The following is a 16,938-nucleotide window of genomic DNA, read 5'->3' as shown; positions in this document are numbered from 1 at the left end:
CCCAGGTTGCTGCTCGTCGTCGCGTAAGGATTGGTCGTCGCCATGTCAAGTCCCGTAGGCTCCAAGCAGGCCGGTCATGGTCGGCTTCGGTTTCTGGTTCAGTTGCGTCTGCATCGGGTTCCAGCCTGCAGGCATCGCCTGCGAGGTCGTGCCAGCTGGGCTCGTCGCGGTCAGCGAGGCCTGCCCGCTGGTAAACGGGTTGGAGGCCACCGGAGCATTCAGGAGCCCTGCCCCTGCCGTCCGCATTGACTGCAGCCCTGCGGTATAGGCCGGGTCGTTGTAGGCCGCCAGCTGCTGGTTCAGGCCCTGCGTCTGAGTGGCATTGAGTCCGCCCGTGGCAAGCTGCGAATTCGTCAGGCTGTTGACGCTGCCGAGCAGACCGCTGTTGCCATCTGCTCCGTAGACGTACTGCGCCACGCGCGGATCGACCGTGCTTTGGTTGGTCGTGGTCGCGCTGTTCAGGCCGGAGCCGGCACCGACCGCGCCGGCAGCAGCACCCAGCAGGCCACCAGCGGTGGTGAGAAGCTGGCCGTTGCTAATGCCGGGGATGAGTGAACTGGCTGCCGTGCCGGCCCCCTGCGTCAACGCTTGCTGCGTCGCAGTGGTAGCCAGCGTTTTCCCTGCCGTGGTCGCGAGCGTGCTGCCTACTGCTCCGGTTCCCGCGGCAGCAGAAGCCGCAGCCAATTGAGCATCTGTCAGGCCGGCCAAGCCGCTGTAGCCAGCAGGCACCGTGTACCCTAGGCCAGTGCCAAGCGCGCCCGCCCCTCCGGCACCGGCACCGGCACCGGCAGCGCCTGTCGCACCAGCACCAGCACCAGCACCACCCGCCGCCCCTGCTGTCGCCCCCGCATCCAGCAGCCCGCCGCCCGCGCCCGCCGCGCCCGCCCCCGCTCCTGCTTCAGCAGCACCGGCAGCACCGGCACCCGAGCCGGCGAGCGCACCCGCTCCGGCGAGATACTGAGCACCGAATGCGCTACCGCCGATGATCCCTGCCGCAATCAGCGCCTCGCGCCCACCGTTGACCCAGTTGCTCGGCTGGTATTGGTTGTTTGCTGCGACCGGGTTCCCGTTGGCATCGTAGTAAACGATGGCCTGATCTTTTTCTCCATTGCCGGTGGGGTTGTCGTACTTCCCGAAGGTGTATTGCTGGCCAGGAGTGAGCCCCATCGATTGCTCAAGAGCAGCAACCTGCTGGTTGTAGTCGTCCTGGCTGGTGTACGTCCCGCCGTAGCCGATGTCTTGCAGGCCATTCGCGTACGTAGCCGGGCTGTAATACTGTGCTGCAGCAGCGCCACCCCCCGAATCACCGCCATCGTTTGAGTTGGCAACCGCCCCGGTGTACATCCCACCGGCTGCGGTCTGCGTCGGGGCGGCAACGCTGTTCATGATGCTCAACAGGGAATTGCCATCGAGGATCGTGCGACCGTCTGCACCAACTCCTTGGGCAGCGAGTGCTGCCGCCAGCTTGGTCGGGTCGTAGTAGGTGCCGTTGCTCATGAGTTATCCAAGAAGATGCCAGGCGGCGTCGCGGTAGCCGTAGAAGCCAGAGCCCGAGCCGGGATTCCAATTCGTCCCATCAGCCCGAACGATCATTCCGTCGCGCGGCTTGGTCGGCGCTTTGTGCAGCATCGAGAGCAGGAAGTACGGCTCCTGCGCGAGGAACGCCTGAGCCAGTGACAGCAGTTCGCTCTGCAGGTACCCCGGCAGTTGCGCAGGGTCGTTCGGAACGGTCGATGGCGTGTACATCAGTACGCCCCAGCGGACACGATGCCCATGTCGAAGCTCTTGAACCGCCACGGCTGCGAGCTCGTGCTGGTGATCCGGTAGGCCAGAAATCGCCCCGTGGCGAATGCATCTACCTTGCGGCTGGTGCCGACCGTGTAGGCCACCGCGGGAGACCACAGCGGCCCCACCTCGGCGTCCATCGATGCCCCGACCTGAATGCTCAGGACGGTGCCCGGTACCGCATCGATTCGGGGGACGACCCGCGTAACCGTCTTGATCTGGTCCGGTGCGTCAAAAGCAAGCCCGATGCGCTCAATGATGCAGGTAGGGTCAACGCCATTGAACTGCGTCCCTGTCTCCATCAGAGAGATCAGAGGGGTTGTGCTGGTCATCAATAGGCGGGTTTCGGTCGATCCGAAGCCGTCGCTGTTCCATGACGTTGTGTCGTGGTCCCAGGTGTCGGTATCGCTCGCCCAGGTGCCGGAAGTGCTGGTGTTGATCTGGCCTGTGCCGCCATACGTGGCATTCGACAACTGACGCACCCCGAAGGTGTCGTCCTGCCAGTTCCAGACGAGTGCCAGCGTGCAGGCGGCTTGTCCAGTCGTCGGGAAGCACACCCAGACTTCATTCAGCGCCGGGTTCGTCACCAGAAAACTGCGGGCATAGTTCGTCGGGTCGATGCTGTTGAACAGCCACTTGCGCATCCGCCCGCTGACGATGCTCTGCGGGCCTTGGCCGTTGTGCAGGATCAGGTCGCCGGAGGTCAGGACCACATGACCCTTAGGCGTGTTGACCGCACAGCCTCGGGTCAGCATGCCGGACTCGCCCGGCAGCCGGTAGAAGCGCCAGATATAGGGCGGCCCGATGTACTGCATACCGAACATCGAACGCTCTTTGTAGATAACGTTGATGTCACCAAGCGCAAGCTGGTCGATCAGGAAATCGGTGGTGTCGGAGATGGGTTGCTCGCCCGCGTCCTTGGTGGCGTCCGTCTCGTCCCAACTCGGCGGCAATGACCCCGGGTCGGCGGCCGATGACCACTTGACCATGTGCGGGTAGCGCGCGCCGCTCTTGGTGATGTCCAGCGCCACCAGGTAATTCTTGAACGGGCGCATCGATGCGGCGCGCCAGGCCGAATTCCAGCCGGTCAGGTTGGCGAACTTGACCGCAGTGTCACCACCCCAGAACTGAGGCTGATCGACCCCGTTGTTGATCACCAGCACACCCGACGCCGAGCCACCCGTCCATCGGTCGTCCACGCTGCCGGTATAGGCCGTGGTCGGCGTCAGGTCGGTACGGGTCGTGCCGTCGTCGGAATAGACCCTTGCGATTCCTGCATGAATCCAGAACTTGCTGTTCAGGGACCGATAGGGCGTCAGGTAGTACGGCGCGACCGAGGGCGTCGTGAAAATCTGCGACGAACCGCGGAAGCGCTCTGCATAGCCATCCCGAAAGCGCATGTTCTGCGCGTTGCTCCAGGCATTCGGCGGCAACTCCTGCGGCGTCGCGTCGGCCACAAAACCGAACTGACCAGCCGCTGGAATCGTCTGGATGGTCATCGTGCGCGCACCCGCATGGTGGAGCCGGAATACCAGTCGATCAGGTTCACCGTCTCGACCGCCTTCTGGTACTCGGCGGCAAATGTCGGAGCGTCGGTGGTGTTCTTGGTGAAGGGGACAGAGGCCAGCAAGGCCCCGAACAGGTACAGGTTGGGGTTTTGCAGGAGCGCCCAATTCGTCGTGTTGGTGCCGCTGAGAACGGGCAGGCGTTGCTTGTAGACAAGCTCAAGCGGATAGGCTTTGTCCGGTGGCGGCGACAGCTCGATCGAATTCGCGATGACAGTGAAGTCAAGCGGGCAGCCCGGCGACAGCTGGAATCCGTTGTCCGCCACAAGTTGATCAGGCGACTTGTATTCGAGCACCACGGCCGGCTCGTTCATCAGCAGCAAGCGGCGCATTTCAAGCACATCGTTCGGGAGCGTCACCAGCCTGGCGTTCAACGTCCCGTCCGGGTTGCACACCAGCGTGACGCGGACCTCCATCGAACGGCTTTCGAGGTCGCCGTTCATCTTGGCTTCGGCCATCGAAATGAACGTCGGGATCGATGCCGAGAGGTCGGAGCGGTGAATCCAGCTCGCGATTTCCGCCTGCAGAGAGGTGTAGTCGGTGATCACGCGACACGCCCGGTCCAAATACGGAAGCCCGACAGGTCAGGGTCGCTCAACATGCGCCGGAAATGAACCGGGTTGGTCCACAGTTCGTCATAGGCAACGCCGGTCTGGTTGCAGTAGCGCTCTATCACCACATCGGGCAGGCGGGCCGCATGTTTCAATTCCGAGGTGCCGACGAACCCGGCGTTCTGCCGTGCGCGTGCGTCTTCGAGGATCGGCGTGCAGTCCTGCACCGTGCCCGTGATGAGCTTGCCGTCCTCGACCTGCACCACCGTGCGCTTCATGCTCAGCAGTCCTCGGTCGGCGAGACTTGGACAATGCCAGCAGCCGACAGCTGAATCACCGCGAACTTGGTGTAGCCCACCGGCACGCGCAGCAGGAGCGCATCGCCAGGTTGGACCATCGTGTCGGCATTCGTGGCAGCGACACCGGTAACACCCAAACGGATGCACGCGGCAGCACTGGCAGCAACGCGGATCTTGGTTGGGATGGTGCCGGCCGAGGTGAGCGGCAGATTGGCAGACGCACTCGACGCGCCAGACGCAAGCTGCGCCCCTGCCGCAGTGACGGTCACGCAGCTATCGGCTTGATGAGCCATGTAGAACCCCAGCGCCTCTCGGCGTTAAGAGAAATTGAGAGGGCCGGGAGTTACCCCGGCCCGTGTGGCTTACAGGTTGTCGTAGCAGGCCGCGTTAGCCTTCGGTGCACGGCATTCCAGCGTGTACTCGACCACCAACATGCGCTTCTCGCTGTCGCCGCTTTCGGAGAGCGGCTTCTGCGAGAACGGGCGGTAGTACGCCATCGCCCACTTGTCCGGCTGGAGCAGGAACACGTCGCGGGTGCGCTGGACGCGGTTCGGAACCGCCTTCAACTCGCCGAAGTCGCTCACGTACACATCCACCGAAGCGAACAGCTTCGCATCCTCGCCCTTGTCGAAACGGGTGGAGTTGCCAGTGAAGGTCGAGAACGTTTGCTTCGCCAGCGGCGGCAGCATCACAGTGGTCGGGTGGCCGCCTGCGGTGTAGCACTTCTGGATCGCATTCTTCATGCGCGCTTCGGTAAACGCGATCTGCGTTCCGTCCGTCTGGGCGGTGTTGGCCGTGTAGCTCGCCGGCACGTAGGCAGTGCCCGCGGTGGCCGCATCTACGTTGTCCACGATCCAGCCGATCAGGCCGCGCGATTGACGCGGAGACGTGGCGCTGACCGCGTTTTGCGTCAGGCCAAGCTCCATATCCTTCCGCAGTTCGAGCGAGGCCAGGGTGAGCTGATAGCCCATCTCGTCCTTGCGGCCCGCCGAGTTGGCGGCTTGCTGCGAACCCGACACGATGACGGTCTTCGTGCTGATCTGGGTACGGTTGTTGAGGCGGACGGTCGGGGTGATCGTCTTGGCCGTTGCGTCGTCGCCTTCAGCCTGTGCATTCGCCGCGGGCGAGGCCAGATCCTGGGTTTGCCACTCGTGCAGGGTGTTCGTGGCTTTGGACTTGCCGATCATGCTCATGAAGGGCGTTTCGGTCGGCGTGATCCGGGTGATCATGTCGGTGAGGTCTTCACGATTGCCGATTGCGGCGGTCGTGATATAGGTTCCAGTAGGTGCAGACATTTGGGTTTCCAGCGCTTCTCAGCGTTAAGGGTTTAGATGAGCGAGGCGAACAGCTTGGAGGTGTCTTCGATGCTTCCAGTCTTCTGCTGGCGCTGCATCGCTGCAGTGCGGCCATCCAGTGGGCTGGTCTCTCGGGACACGCCGGGTCGTTCGACCTTGGTAGGTACGTTTTGGACCCGTTTAGTTGCGGCTTTCGCCTTGTCCATCATCTCGTGGTACATCATCGCGTCACGCGCGAGAAGCACCGCTCGGTGGTCGTCGATGTTGAGTTCGGCGCCGCGGTAGCCCCTGGATTTCAGGAACTCCTTGATCGCCTTCTGTTCCGTATCCGCCTTCGCCTCATCCTTCCAGTCGGGCAGCTTGGCAAGTAGTTCGTGCTGCTGCTCAGACAGTCGGGATTGCCTTGCGATGATGGCTTCGGTCTGGAACTGCTGCTGTACCTTGGTTTGCTCCTGCTGGTTCTGCTGAAGTGCGGCTTGTCTCTGGTCAAAGAGATGCTTTTGCTTCAGGAACTCAACGGGGTTTTGCTCAAGCAGAGCGTTCCAGTCGATTTGTGCTTGCTGCTGTAACGCGCCTTCAAGTTGCGCGGCCATCTTGGTCAGGTTGTGCGCGTAGACACCGCGCTCCTGTTGAGCCTTCGCCGTCTCGGCTTCCGCCGTCTTGCGTTGCTCGGCAAGGGCCATCGTCTTCTGCGTGTAATCGCTTTGACGTAGGCCGTTCTTGTGAGCCTCTGCGATCTCGGCCTTGGTCAGCGTGACCGGCTTGCCGTCCACCATCACGGTGATCGGTGCGTCATCGCCTTCCTCGGCCGCATTCGGCTCGGGCTTTTTCTCTTTATCTTCCTCCTTGGGAGGATCGATCTCGGTATCAACCTGAGGAGCATCGTCCTGGGCCTCGATCGGCTCCATCAGTGCAGCGAAAGCTGCGGAGGCGCCGTCAATGCTCAGGTCGCCAGATTCCCCGGAGGGAGTGTCTGTACTCATTCGCTAACTCCAGTCAACAACCGAGCATTTCTCTCGGCTGGCGGCGCCTCTCGGCGTTCGCGGTTCGATTGGCAGACGGCCAATCAGCGTTCAAATCGTCATGTTCACCAGCATGCACATCCGCGCGATGCGGCGCCGTTTCAGCGCGATTGCAGCCAGCTGGTCGCGTTCTCGATCAGCGTCTGTTTGTGCCTCAGCTGGTCCTTCGCCACCGTGCCCGAGGCCATCGTTGCCTCCAAGGACACTTTGATCTTGCCCAGCAGCGCCTGCATCAGCCACAGCTTTTCGCGGCCTTCCGCGTCTCTTGCCGGTGAAGATTTCCATTGGTCTGTCAGCTCCTGTTCGATGGCTGCGAAAGCCTCGATGTAGATCTCGTTGTCGAGGACTTCCTTGGCGCGGTTGGCGCGGTACAGCTCTTGCTCTGGCGTCACTCTGCAGCCACCGTGTCAGCCTTCGACTCGGCTGCCAGCATGGCGTTGTCGCCTGACTGTTTCGCCATGATCTGGGCGATCAGCACCTTGGTTGCACGGTCTCTCTCGCGTTCTATGCCCTCGGCCTGCAGCTCCATCGCCTTCATTTCGCGCTCGTGCTGCATGCGCTGCTGCTCCAGCTGTAAGTCCTGCTGTGCCTTCTCGCGCTGCAGCTGAGCGTCGATCTGCTGCTGCATGGTCGTTTGAGCTTGCTGCGCCTGCTGCTCGGACTGATCTACCTGAGCCTGCAATTCCGCCTTGTGCTGCTCCAGTTGCATCTGAGCCTGGAGCTTTGCGCTCTCAACCTGCATGGTCACCTGGCCCTTGCCCTGCTCGATCTGCATCTGCACCTGACCATTGGTCTGCGCAAGCTGCTGGGCTCCCTGGGCTTTGATCGCCTCGGGGTCAGGCTTCGGAGGCTGCTTGGGCTGCTTGGCGGGGTCGCTAAAGAACTTGTCGGCGTTCTTCTGGCCAGCCAGCTTGGCTAGCTCGGCACTGGCGTTGTAAATGTTCGCGGGTGAGGCGGCACCGACCGCATGCACCTTCTCCTGCTGCTGGATGATCGCCTGCAGGAACTGCATCTTCTGGTCTTTGGTCCCTGCACCCAGCCCAACATTGATGTTCACATCGAACTGGTTGCGCCACTCGCGCGGGTCCATGTCAACCCACGATCCGTTCAGCCGGATCTCGGTCTTCTTGTCCTGATGCTGGCAAACCAGTTTGAGCATCAGGCGGAACATTTCCACAAAGCCCTCGGCGAAGTTGCGGGCGATCAGGTCCACCCGCATATCGTCCTTGGCCGCAACGATGTTGGCGCCTGTGGCCGTGCCGGACATCAGCGGGCCGGCAGCATTGCCTTGGCTGTTGCGGGTCCAGCCGGTAGCGGCTTCGCCGAATTGCTCGGTGTACTCCAGCAAGCTCATCGCGCCGGCCAGATCACCTCGGGCCTGGTCGAGGGCACCGACAGCGCCCTGCGACTTGATGCGCACCACACCGCCTGGACGCGATGTCAGCAGGTCGTCGAGGTTCACCTGCCCGTCAACAGCGAAGTAGCGCCCGTTGGTCTGCAGGTTCTGGTTGTCTTGCATCGACCGCAGCAGCCCGGTCTTGAGCTTCTGGGTCTGCATGCCGAGGTCGGCGATCGACAGGCCGGCGAACTTGTGCGGCTGGCGAACGCAGACGATGTCGGCGAACGGGGCCACATCGACTTCCTCGTTGTCGAGGATCTTGTTGCCGCAGCGCGTGACCTTGCGAAGCTCGCTGATGCCGTCACCGTCCCAGTCGCACCGGACGTAGCACTCGGTCACCCAGACCTGGCGCTGCGACTCGTCGGAGGTGTTGTTGCCCTCCAGGTCTAGGTAAGCCATCTCGTCGTCATAGGACGCACGTTCGACCGCTTCACCGTTGAACGCTGCTGCGCCGTCGTCGCCTGACAGGTTCGTTAGGACATCCTCGGGATAGCCCATCGAGCGAAGCTCGCTGATGCTGCGCCGCACCTTGTGGCCGCAGAACGTGGCAGTGGCAATCGACTTGGCCTTGCGGCCGATCAGGAACTCCTCGGGCGGGACGTTCTCGATGCTGAGCTTGCCGCCCTTCTTGCTGCGCTTGCAGGTGATGTCGTACAGCATCACCGGGGGCTGGCTCTGGATGTGCTGGATCTGCGCCTGGATCTGCTGGGCCGGGCTGGGGGGTGGCTGCTGCGGCGGCTGGCCTGGCTGTGGCGGCTGCTGAGGAGGGGGCGGCTGCATTGCCGCCTGCTGCAGCTGCTGCGTGAGGTGCTGGATGGCCTCCTGGCGCTGCTTGGCGTCGTCCTCGTCGGGATAGGTCTTCTGCTCGGTCGGCTCAACTTCCTCATCGTCGAGGATCTGGGCCAATTCGACCTGGCTCAGCCCCTTGTACTCTTCCTTCGTCTCTTCGGTGCGGGTGTCCCACCACACTTTGATGATGCCGTTCTTCTGCAGGAGTGCGTCGCGCATCCAGGTCTCGGCGACGGTGTGACCCCGGTTCTTCTTCCAGAACAGGTAGTTCAGGTACTCGGTGGCGTTCTTGGCTCGGTCCTCGTCCGGGCCTGGAAGCTGGGGCTCGAACTCGACCACATGCTCACCGCCCGTGAACTTCTCCATCAGCTGAGGCAGCATGGCCTCGATGGTGTTGCGCACGTAGGTGTCAACGACCGTTGAGCGGCCCTCTACCTCAGGCGGGGAAAGGTCGCCCTTGGCCTCGCCGAGGTAGTAATACTCGGCCTTCCTGCGCTGCTCGGACAGACGGCCACCGTAGGCGCCAACAGCATTGCGGATTTCGAGGTCAGTCAGCGCTAGCAGCTGGTCCTCGGTCATCTTCTCAGCCATGCTATGTGGTCACCAATCGCTTGTAGTTGAGGCTTCCGCCCCATTCGTCGTTACTGAGCTGGTCGCTGCACACCGCCATGTAGCGGAAAGCGTCTGCGCCGTGGCTGAATTCGTCGTGAACCGGATGGCCGGGTTCGTTGGTCGTCTGGTTGATGGCTCGGCGATACCGCTTCAAGCACTCGATCAACCTGCCCGCGCGTTCTTTGTTGAAGTAGACGCGGTTGAACACATCCCGAGCCCGCTTGATGCCGGCTTCGATGTCCATCATTGGCGTTCGCTGCACGCTCCATCCAAACCCGCCCAACACCTCGGCGTCGTGCTTGCCGGTCTGGTGGCGCTTGGCGAATCCGTCGTGGGGCAGGTAGTGATGGCCCCAGTTGATCGGCTGGTCGTCCAGCCTCAGCGCCTTCAGTTCGGCGCTGTAGTCGGCCAGGGTGCGCTGCGAGCCCTCGATGTAGTGAACGATGCGGATTTCGCTGCTGACCTTCTGCGCCAGAATGATCGACATCGAATCGTTGAAGCCCAGATCCCAGATCGCGTGCATCTTCAGCAGCGGGTCGTGCGGGCAGTTCCCTATGCGTGGGCCAGCCACTGCCATCTGGTCGAAGTAGATCGCGCCTTCGACGGCAGGCTTGCACTTGCCCTCCCAGATGTGCGCGTAGTCGTCGCGCTTCATCGTGGCCTCAGCGTGCTTCCGCTCGGCCTCCAGCACATCCGGGAAGTACGGGTTGTCGCTGTAGTTCATCTCGACCGACACACAGTCGGGAGGCGGCTTCAGCACGAACCTGTCGTATGTCTCGTCGCTCTCTAGCTCGGGGTTGAAGCTGATCCAGATCTCGGACCCCGGCTTGCGGATGGTCGGAATGAGGATGTTCCAGCTGCGCTTGCTGATGGCCTGGGCTTCCTCGCACCAGCACACATCAACGCCCTCGAACGACTTCAGCGTCTCAGCCGTCTGGTCGCTCAGTCCGCCAAAGAAGAACTGCGATCCGTTCTTCCCCCTGATCTCGCCCTGCAGCACTGTGTAGAAGCTGCTCAGGCCGAGCGACGCGACCTGATCGGCCAGCAGCTGGTGGACCGACTGCTGAATCGACTTCTGCACCTCTCGGGTACACAGTACGCGGATCGGCTCACTGGCGCCGCGAATCAGGAGTGCTCTGGCAAAGCCCCATGACTTCCCGGAGCCGCGCCCTCCCCTGGCTACCTTGTAGCGGGCAGGTTTGAATAGGAACTTCAGCTTTGCCGGGAACCGGGCTTCGGTATCAGCCACCACACTTCAGAAACCACCCCTTGTAGGCGGCCTCGGGCGTTTCTGCGTCGTAGCAGTTGATGAAGCCGACATGGACCCGACTCACCGCGCAACAGCGCCACCGGCCCGGCCACATCTGCCGGATTCGCGGCTTCATCCGAACGTCACCGTGATGCTGTGCAGCAGCGGGTTGTCAGGATCACCCGCAACCTGCACCGGGATGAGCTTCGGGTAGATCGTTGCCCAGAAGGCGCGCTCGTTGGCCGGGTCTTCCTGCGCCCAGGCGATCAGCCGTTGAGTGCCGCCCAGCCCCTCAGCAGCCAGCGCAATCGCTTCCTTGGCGGTCTGGGTGGTCTTGTTGGGCACACCTTTGGGTCGGCCGGGACCGGGTTTCTGTCCCTTTTTGAATGCCGCGGCCCCCATCACACGTCCTCGCTGATCCAGCCGGCGATGCCCTCTACAGGCATCGGGCCACCGGACACAAACCTGACCAACTGACCGATGTCGCCGTCGCCATGAAAGCGAACGACGCCGCCGTCTACACGGGAAGCGTGAATGAAATCGTCTAGGTTGACGCGATCGGCGTTGACCAACCACACGCCTTCTCCGCACATGGCGTTAAAACGTGCGAACTCGGTTGTTTGCATGGCATCACGGGTGGCCTTTCAGCCGTGTCCGCAGTTGTTTCAGGATTGGGTGGCGCGGGCTAGCTCGCCTTTGGCTGATGCCAGCGCGGCAAGCAGCACGGCATCTGGCATCAACGCTCTGTCACGAACGACTTGGAGCGCCGCCTGGTAGGCCGCTTCGTGGACAGCCGCCCGCAGTTGTTCGGTATAGGTTGGCTTCACGATGCCGTCAGCTTGGCCGCGAACTGCGCCCAAAACGCCTTCAGCGTCGCCACGTCAGCCGACAGCATCATCCCGACCGTTTGGTCGGTGCTGGCGAGTTGGGCCGTCCATGCGTCGATGTTGGCCCGGGCTGCGTTGATGTCAGCCTGGATGGATTCGCGCAGGGTCATGGCGATCACGCGATGGCGTTAGCCAGCTTGGTCTTCAGCGAAGCCAGGGTGGCAGAGGCAGCATCGATCGCAACTGGGTCAGCGCCCGCAGCGGCAATCTGGGCCTTCAGGTTGGAGATCGCATTGGTAACCACATCGACTTCCGCCGAAAGGTCGTTCACCGCTGCGTTGAGGTTGTCGATGGCGCTCATGATCTTGTCCAGTCTCTTGGTGATGGGGTGAAACAGCCACGCGCGAAAGCTCATGTCTGATCCTTGAATAGATGTCCGGGCTTCCACCGAACGCGGCCGGAGATTGCCTCTGCTGCCTCCCGGCTGCGGTGGGGAAAGATGATCGGCCGGGCGCTACGCCGGCTTATGTGCTTGCACTTCGTGCCGGTTTTACGGAACCACGAAAGGGGCGCTGAGCACAAAGACCGCCCCGGGTATCCGCGTGTCTGCTTTCCACGCCTCGATCAATATTTGGGGCCGTCTGTCCGGCGCGGCCCGCGCGAACGCAAAAAAGCCGCTGAGCATTGCTGCTAGCGGCTGATTTTTGGAGGCACTTGTCCTCACGGGCTGAATCGTGACATCAAATCACCCCCGCGTCAACAAGTTTCTTGCAGAGCATGGCGCGAGCCTCCCGCACGATCATTTCCCGCATCTCAGGCTCGGGCGGGAGTCTTGGGCTGTTCCAGACGCTCAGGCCGGTGCAGAGGTTGCGCGCATCCATGTAGATCGCGGCGCGGTGCGGGTCTTGCATCTGCTGGGCAAGAAAATCCACGGCGGCCGACCGGAGCGCATCCAGGTCGGTATCGAGCGCGCCATTGGCATCGTCGTACTGGCGACTTGCCCGGTACTGCTCGAATCCTGCGGCCTTGGGCGCGTACCCACGACCACCCCGCTCGGCATGCTGCCAGTTGTGCCAACGGCTCAGCAGGTCATCGAGGATTGCGGAGTGTTCTGGCTTCACGCGAGTCCCTTTTGTCGAAGTTTCACCAGCGAGCGCATATGCCCGTGGAACCAATCGTTCATCACAGAGGTCCGCGAGGCGCCTGGCGGCATTGGCCGTTGCCCGTCGATCACGGCATCGCAGGCTGTGCAGCAGTAGGCGCCGCACAGGTCGAGGCTCTTGATGCTTCCGCCCTTGTCCGCCGACTTGAAAGGTGCGTGGCTCCATATCGTCATGGCGTCGTCGTGCGTGCAAGCACCGACGATCCGCACCGTGCATTCCTCGCCTCGGGCTGATTCGCGGATGGCTGTGCTTTTGCGGTCTGGCGTCTTCAGCTCGGGCTTCCCTGGATACATGCGCTCGAATTGCTCGCGCGTTAGATTCGAAATCGGCGCATAGAGAACGGCTGCGCGCGGTGTTGGTAGCTCGTCCGCCGTCCACTGTTTGGCCGGGCGCGGTGGTGGGCGCTTGAAGGTCATGCCGTGATCTCCACCCGAACCGCCCATTCCTTGCCGCGCTCCTGGCCACATTCGTACTGCACCAGATCGCTCTTGCGGTCGTTCACCCCGAGCCAGTTGGAAATCTCGTCCACGCACCCCTTAAGGCTGCTGGGCAGGTTGTCGAAGGGGTCCAGGCCATTTGTCGGTCCGATGCGCGTCAGCTTCACCACGCACGGCGGTTTCGGCGCGTCGGCGATGCGCACCCCAAAACGCTGGACGATCGCCACTCGTACCGCGAAGCGCTCAGCCTCGACACGCTTGGCCCGCGCGCGCCAGTGCTCCCGTGCGTTCAGCCCAGAGACTGTTCGCAGGGGAATCGTCAGCACGACGGCTTCGGGCTTGGGCGTGGCGGGTTGGAGCATCAGTGCTGCGTCGGCTCGGCCGGAGCTTCATTGAGCATGGCGACAACTTCCGAAAAGTTCTCCGGCGTGATCGGGACTTTCGCGACATTCATCCGAGACGACCGTAGATCCATAAACATCGTCGGATGCTCTGGTTGCTGGTAGTCGTTCAGGAAGATGTCGAACCACCAGTGCCCCTGCTTTGCAAGGTAACGGCCTTCCTCGTTCAACAAATGCAGCAGGAACTGAGCGCCGTCCGCGTTGTAGCCGTAAGCAACCAGCGCGGCTGTCACGAGGTCATACGCCGGCTTGGGAAGTGCCTTTTGCAGCGCAAGTTGTTGTTCTTCTGTCATGTCAGTCCTTTAGTGCCGCTCAAGCCGGAGCGGATGACGGTTCATTTCGGGCCGTGTTCGCTGCAAGTTCTTCGATAGCCGCCAGGAATCGGCGTCCCGCATGTCGTGCATCGCCAGCAGCCAGGCTCGTCGCAGGCCAACAACATGGTTCCCGCGCTCTTGCAACCGGGGCATCCGATAAGTTCGTCATCAGGATCAAAGGGGTTTGGAGCGCGCAGCAGATCGGTATCAGCTGCATGGAAATCGCATATCTCACAGCAATACTTCATAAGATATGGCGTCATGCGTGCTCCTCCTCGGCCGCCCACAGCAGCACGTTGTTCATTTGCGCGAAGGCAGTGGCGTACTCGATAAGGCTCGATCCCCGTCGCACGCTCATCAGGGCCGTAGATTCGCGCAGGTTGATGAACTCGCCTTCCAGGCCGGGCACCATGTCGAACTCTTCGCCGGTCGCCTTCGCGTGCCCGCTGACCAGCAGCACCTTCCACTGCACGGCCGAGCGCGGCTTCCCAGCCCACGGCAGGCCGCTCTTGGCAATGTCGCCGCAGATTGCGTGGAAGCGCTCGTTCTGCCCGTCTGTGCGCTTCGGCTCCTTGATTTCGACCCGATAGCCGATAGGTGCCTCAGCCACATAGCGCATGGCTGTCTTGCGCTGCAGTTCGCCGGCCAGGATCACGGTCTGCTTGGTCACGCCCCGCCCTTCATCGCAAGCGCCGTCGCACGGATCACACAGGCCCGCTCAACCAGCCCCGCAGCCTTCAGCCGACACACCACATTCGTTGCCGACTTCGTGCTGCCCACACCGAACTTGGTCACCAAGTCGCTAAGGGTCAGTTCTTCGCCAGGGTTGGCGCGGTAGAAGGCCATCACGCGCTGCTCAATCCCGGCTCCGTTCTTGATGCCGATTCGCACTCCGCCTTTCATGACGCCACCCCCTTCGCCTGAATGCACGGACGGCAGACGTACTGGCCTAGGCTCCAAAACCAGCCCACGGGGCGCTGATATTTGGAGCAGGCAGGACAGAGGCGGACGGTCATGCAATCACCATTTGTTCGGGCTGGGGAGAGGGAGGCTCATGCGGGAACAGCGCGACTTGCTTCTGCGCCTCCTCGATGCGACGGCAGGCAATGTCGAAATACTTTGGTTCACGTTCGATGCCGATGAAGATGCAACCAAGTCCGGCTGCTGCAACGCCGGTAGTCCCAGAACCCATGAATGGGTCGCAGATTACGGTTGGCCGCCCAGCTTGTTCGATGCACCATCGCATAACTGCGACCGGCTTTTGCGTGGGGTGCTCCTTGCCCTCCTTCAGTGCCAACCTGCGCGTGTAGTGAATGCGCCGGCTAGCCTTGTCCTGGCTCGACCACGCAAGCTCGAAATCCGCGAGCGAGAAGCCGTCTTGCCCCTTGTCCCATGACAACCACTGCCGGGTTGGCGGAAGGTAGTCGGTGAAGTAGTTACCGCCCCAAATAATCTGCAGCTTTGCGGCTAACAGCATCGCGTCGAAAATCTCGCGTCCTGGCCGCTCCTTGTCCCATCCGTCGCAGCCGTAGTCCACCCAGCCGTCTTTAGCGCTGTTTCGCGTCCTTGCTGCGTTGATTCCGTACGGTGGGTCTGTGATGACCGCATCGACCTTTGATAGCGCTGGCAGAATTTCCAGGCAGTCGCCAAGGTACAGCGTCGCGTTTCCGATGACGACCGGGCTCATCCCGCCCTCCCCTTGCTGGTGGGTGTTGAGGGTTGGGAGGCAAGGCCTCGCCACAGGCAATTGCGGAGGAGGTTGGCATACCATCCGTAGGCCGCCGTAAACCGGGCGCGAGCCGCCCCTTCAGGCGATGCGTTTGGCGCAGCGCCCCATTGCTTACCATTCCACCTATGGAATGGGTAACTAAACGAATGGTCATAGTGCCTAAACTCGTAGATTCCCGGCTCCCATGGGTCCTGGCTCCCCGGAAACCACTGCGATCTTTCGGCGCTCACGATGCCAACCCCTGCGACTTGCCGCGGTAGGCGCTCTGGCGCTCCTTCTGGTCAAGCCGGTTGATCTGCCGGCGTCCGAATGGCGTTAGGTCGCCAGTCAGGATCAGCGCGCGGGTGATGCTGTTGCGGGTCACGTCCAGGCCGGCTTTGGCTGCCGTCAGGAGGGTTCGGGCTTCGGCTTGGGTCATGCGGCTTCCTTGGTTTTTGCAGCGATACGGGCTAAGCGCTGGCGCTCAACCTCTGCGGCGTGTTCGGCCTGTTGTCGCAGAAGTTCTTTGGTCTTCAGGTCGGCAGCGCTGGGCACAGTCACTGCCAATTCAGGCTTGGCAAATGCCGCCCCTCGCTCGCTCGGTTTGAGCCACGAGGCCTCCAGTCCTTGAGAGCCACGAGAGCACCAGACGCGGAGGAAGTTTTCTAGCGACAGGCCGGCAATAGACGCCTGCTTGACCGCCTCGGCCAGCACGGTTTCCGTCACGGGGGCGCGCTTGTCCTTGCGCAGTTGCAGCCAGTCGGTCCAAACCTGAGGTGAAACGCCTTCCGGGCATTCGATTTGAATTCGGGGGGACGCACGCTTGCGTGCGGGCTTCTCTTCTTCTCTTCGTCTGGTTCCGGTACTGGTACTGGTACTGGTACTGGTGTCGTCGCACCCGGTGGAGTCACGCGGGTGTCCTTCGTCTGTCCCTAATGTGTCCCGCGGGACAACTACGGGACTGCTTGCGCGTTCCGTCTCCATCCGACGCCGGTACTCGGCCTTGCGATCGGATTCCTTGCGCTTGGAATCAAGCATCGACAGCACGCGCGTGGCTATGACATCGTGGTAGAGCCGGCCGTCGTTCGCCGACCACCAGCCGCGCATGAGCATCGCCCGCACCTTGGCGAACGCTTTCAGCGGCATGCCGATCCGTGCAGCGATCAGTTCATCGTCTGCCGGCAGTGAGCCGCACGGCACCTGCGCCCACGACTCAGACCACAGCATCAGCAGCCATGGGCGCACGTCGGCCGAAGCCAGCGCCCAGGTGTCGGACTGCTTGATCCGCTCGAGGTCCAATTCAAAGCGCCATCCCTTCGCCCGCGTGTCTGCGGAGTACGGGGGTGGCAGCGCCAGTTCGCTCATTAGCAGCTCACCCGCCCAACGCACCTGTAAGCCATGACCCGCGATCCGCTGTTCGTCGTCACCCACTTGCGCAGGATCTTCCAGCCCTCGGATTCGTACTCGCCGCAGCGTTGCGACAAGGCCAGGACGCCGCCCTGCTTTGCGCTCTCCAGGGCCG

General features: G+C 62.2%; 24 protein-coding genes. All 24 read right to left on the bottom strand.

Features of this window, described 5'->3' with window-relative positions; genetic code table 11:
- Positions 1-45 precede the first annotated feature (45 nt).
- The 24 genes from JWQ89_RS18280 to JWQ89_RS18165 all read right to left on the bottom strand — a co-directional run bounded on the left by JWQ89_RS18280 (position 46) and on the right by JWQ89_RS18165 (position 16,781).
- Positions 46-1,497, bottom strand: a complete 1,452-nt coding sequence (locus JWQ89_RS18280) for a hypothetical protein (protein ID WP_299643305.1) — start codon at positions 1,495-1,497, stop codon at positions 46-48.
- A 3-nt stretch (positions 1,498-1,500) separates the two neighbouring features.
- Positions 1,501-1,746, bottom strand: coding sequence for a hypothetical protein (locus JWQ89_RS18275; protein WP_299643303.1), 246 nt, complete (start codon positions 1,744-1,746; stop codon positions 1,501-1,503).
- On the bottom strand, positions 1,746-3,284 hold the full coding sequence (locus tag JWQ89_RS18270) for a hypothetical protein (protein ID WP_299643301.1): 1,539 nt from the start codon (positions 3,282-3,284) through the stop codon (positions 1,746-1,748). Before JWQ89_RS18270 ends, JWQ89_RS18275 begins: the two co-directional genes overlap by 1 nt.
- Positions 3,281-3,898 carry a hypothetical protein gene (locus tag JWQ89_RS18265; protein WP_299643299.1) on the bottom strand — a complete coding sequence of 206 codons (618 nt, stop codon included), beginning with the start codon at positions 3,896-3,898 and terminating at the stop codon, positions 3,281-3,283. Before JWQ89_RS18265 ends, JWQ89_RS18270 begins: the two co-directional genes overlap by 4 nt.
- On the bottom strand, positions 3,895-4,179 hold the full coding sequence (locus tag JWQ89_RS18260) for a hypothetical protein (RefSeq protein ID WP_299643298.1): 285 nt from the start codon (positions 4,177-4,179) through the stop codon (positions 3,895-3,897). Before JWQ89_RS18260 ends, JWQ89_RS18265 begins: the two co-directional genes overlap by 4 nt.
- A gap of 2 nt (positions 4,180-4,181) precedes the next feature.
- Positions 4,182-4,469 (bottom strand): hypothetical protein, encoded by a 288-nt coding sequence (locus JWQ89_RS18255; RefSeq protein WP_299643296.1) that lies wholly within the window; start codon positions 4,467-4,469, stop codon positions 4,182-4,184.
- 93 nt (positions 4,470-4,562) lie between these two features.
- The gene (locus JWQ89_RS18250; RefSeq protein ID WP_299643293.1) at positions 4,563-5,495 is read right to left on the bottom strand and encodes a DUF5309 domain-containing protein; all 933 of its coding nucleotides are present in this window, start codon (positions 5,493-5,495) and stop codon (positions 4,563-4,565) included.
- 32 nt (positions 5,496-5,527) lie between these two features.
- The gene (locus JWQ89_RS18245; RefSeq protein ID WP_299643291.1) at positions 5,528-6,478 is read right to left on the bottom strand and encodes a hypothetical protein; all 951 of its coding nucleotides are present in this window, start codon (positions 6,476-6,478) and stop codon (positions 5,528-5,530) included.
- A gap of 140 nt (positions 6,479-6,618) precedes the next feature.
- The gene (locus JWQ89_RS18240; RefSeq protein WP_299643288.1) at positions 6,619-6,909 is read right to left on the bottom strand and encodes a hypothetical protein; all 291 of its coding nucleotides are present in this window, start codon (positions 6,907-6,909) and stop codon (positions 6,619-6,621) included.
- Entirely contained in the window at positions 6,906-9,284 is a 2,379-nt protein-coding gene (locus JWQ89_RS18235; RefSeq protein ID WP_299643286.1) for an MIC19/MIC25 domain-containing protein, read from the bottom strand. Before JWQ89_RS18235 ends, JWQ89_RS18240 begins: the two co-directional genes overlap by 4 nt.
- A 13-nt stretch (positions 9,285-9,297) precedes the next feature.
- Complete coding sequence (locus tag JWQ89_RS18230) at positions 9,298-10,566, bottom strand: PBSX family phage terminase large subunit (protein WP_299643284.1); 1,269 nt, start codon at positions 10,564-10,566, stop codon at positions 9,298-9,300.
- Positions 10,567-10,698: 132 nt separating this feature from the next.
- Positions 10,699-10,911: a hypothetical protein gene (locus JWQ89_RS18225; RefSeq protein ID WP_299643282.1), complete on the bottom strand. Its 213-nt coding sequence runs from the start codon at positions 10,909-10,911 to the stop codon at positions 10,699-10,701.
- Positions 10,912-10,967: 56 nt separating this feature from the next.
- The gene (locus tag JWQ89_RS18220) at positions 10,968-11,192 is read right to left on the bottom strand and encodes a hypothetical protein (RefSeq protein ID WP_299643280.1); all 225 of its coding nucleotides are present in this window, start codon (positions 11,190-11,192) and stop codon (positions 10,968-10,970) included.
- Between the two features lie 197 nt (positions 11,193-11,389).
- Entirely contained in the window at positions 11,390-11,563 is a 174-nt protein-coding gene (locus tag JWQ89_RS18215; protein WP_299643277.1) for a hypothetical protein, read from the bottom strand.
- Between the two features lie 5 nt (positions 11,564-11,568).
- Entirely contained in the window at positions 11,569-11,808 is a 240-nt protein-coding gene (locus JWQ89_RS18210; protein ID WP_299643275.1) for a hypothetical protein, read from the bottom strand.
- Between the two features lie 325 nt (positions 11,809-12,133).
- On the bottom strand, positions 12,134-12,514 hold the full coding sequence (locus tag JWQ89_RS18205) for a hypothetical protein (protein WP_299643273.1): 381 nt from the start codon (positions 12,512-12,514) through the stop codon (positions 12,134-12,136).
- On the bottom strand, positions 12,511-12,972 hold the full coding sequence (locus tag JWQ89_RS18200; RefSeq protein ID WP_299643271.1) for a nuclease domain-containing protein: 462 nt from the start codon (positions 12,970-12,972) through the stop codon (positions 12,511-12,513). Before JWQ89_RS18200 ends, JWQ89_RS18205 begins: the two co-directional genes overlap by 4 nt.
- Positions 12,969-13,355 (bottom strand): hypothetical protein, encoded by a 387-nt coding sequence (locus JWQ89_RS18195; protein ID WP_299643269.1) that lies wholly within the window; start codon positions 13,353-13,355, stop codon positions 12,969-12,971. The genes JWQ89_RS18200 and JWQ89_RS18195 overlap by 4 nt, the downstream gene beginning before the upstream one ends.
- Positions 13,355-13,687 (bottom strand): hypothetical protein, encoded by a 333-nt coding sequence (locus JWQ89_RS18190; RefSeq protein WP_299643266.1) that lies wholly within the window; start codon positions 13,685-13,687, stop codon positions 13,355-13,357. The genes JWQ89_RS18195 and JWQ89_RS18190 overlap by 1 nt, the downstream gene beginning before the upstream one ends.
- Positions 13,688-13,967: 280 nt before the next feature.
- Positions 13,968-14,378 carry a recombination protein NinB gene (locus JWQ89_RS18185; protein ID WP_299643263.1) on the bottom strand — a complete coding sequence of 137 codons (411 nt, stop codon included), beginning with the start codon at positions 14,376-14,378 and terminating at the stop codon, positions 13,968-13,970.
- On the bottom strand, positions 14,375-14,611 hold the full coding sequence (locus JWQ89_RS18180) for a hypothetical protein (RefSeq protein WP_299643260.1): 237 nt from the start codon (positions 14,609-14,611) through the stop codon (positions 14,375-14,377). The genes JWQ89_RS18185 and JWQ89_RS18180 overlap by 4 nt, the downstream gene beginning before the upstream one ends.
- A 109-nt stretch (positions 14,612-14,720) precedes the next feature.
- Positions 14,721-15,395, bottom strand: a complete 675-nt coding sequence (locus JWQ89_RS18175; protein ID WP_299643258.1) for a DNA methyltransferase — start codon at positions 15,393-15,395, stop codon at positions 14,721-14,723.
- Positions 15,396-15,663: 268 nt separating this feature from the next.
- Positions 15,664-15,855 (bottom strand): hypothetical protein, encoded by a 192-nt coding sequence (locus JWQ89_RS18170; protein ID WP_299643256.1) that lies wholly within the window; start codon positions 15,853-15,855, stop codon positions 15,664-15,666.
- Positions 15,852-16,781, bottom strand: a complete 930-nt coding sequence (locus JWQ89_RS18165; protein ID WP_299643254.1) for a hypothetical protein — start codon at positions 16,779-16,781, stop codon at positions 15,852-15,854. Before JWQ89_RS18165 ends, JWQ89_RS18170 begins: the two co-directional genes overlap by 4 nt.
- Between the last annotated feature and the right edge of the window lie 157 nt (positions 16,782-16,938).

The organism is Devosia sp. (assembly GCF_028290645.1).
Classification (GTDB): domain Bacteria; phylum Pseudomonadota; class Alphaproteobacteria; order Rhizobiales; family Devosiaceae; genus Devosia_A.
Note: the sequence above shows the minus strand (reverse complement) of the source record. Positions and strands in the feature narration are given on the sequence as shown.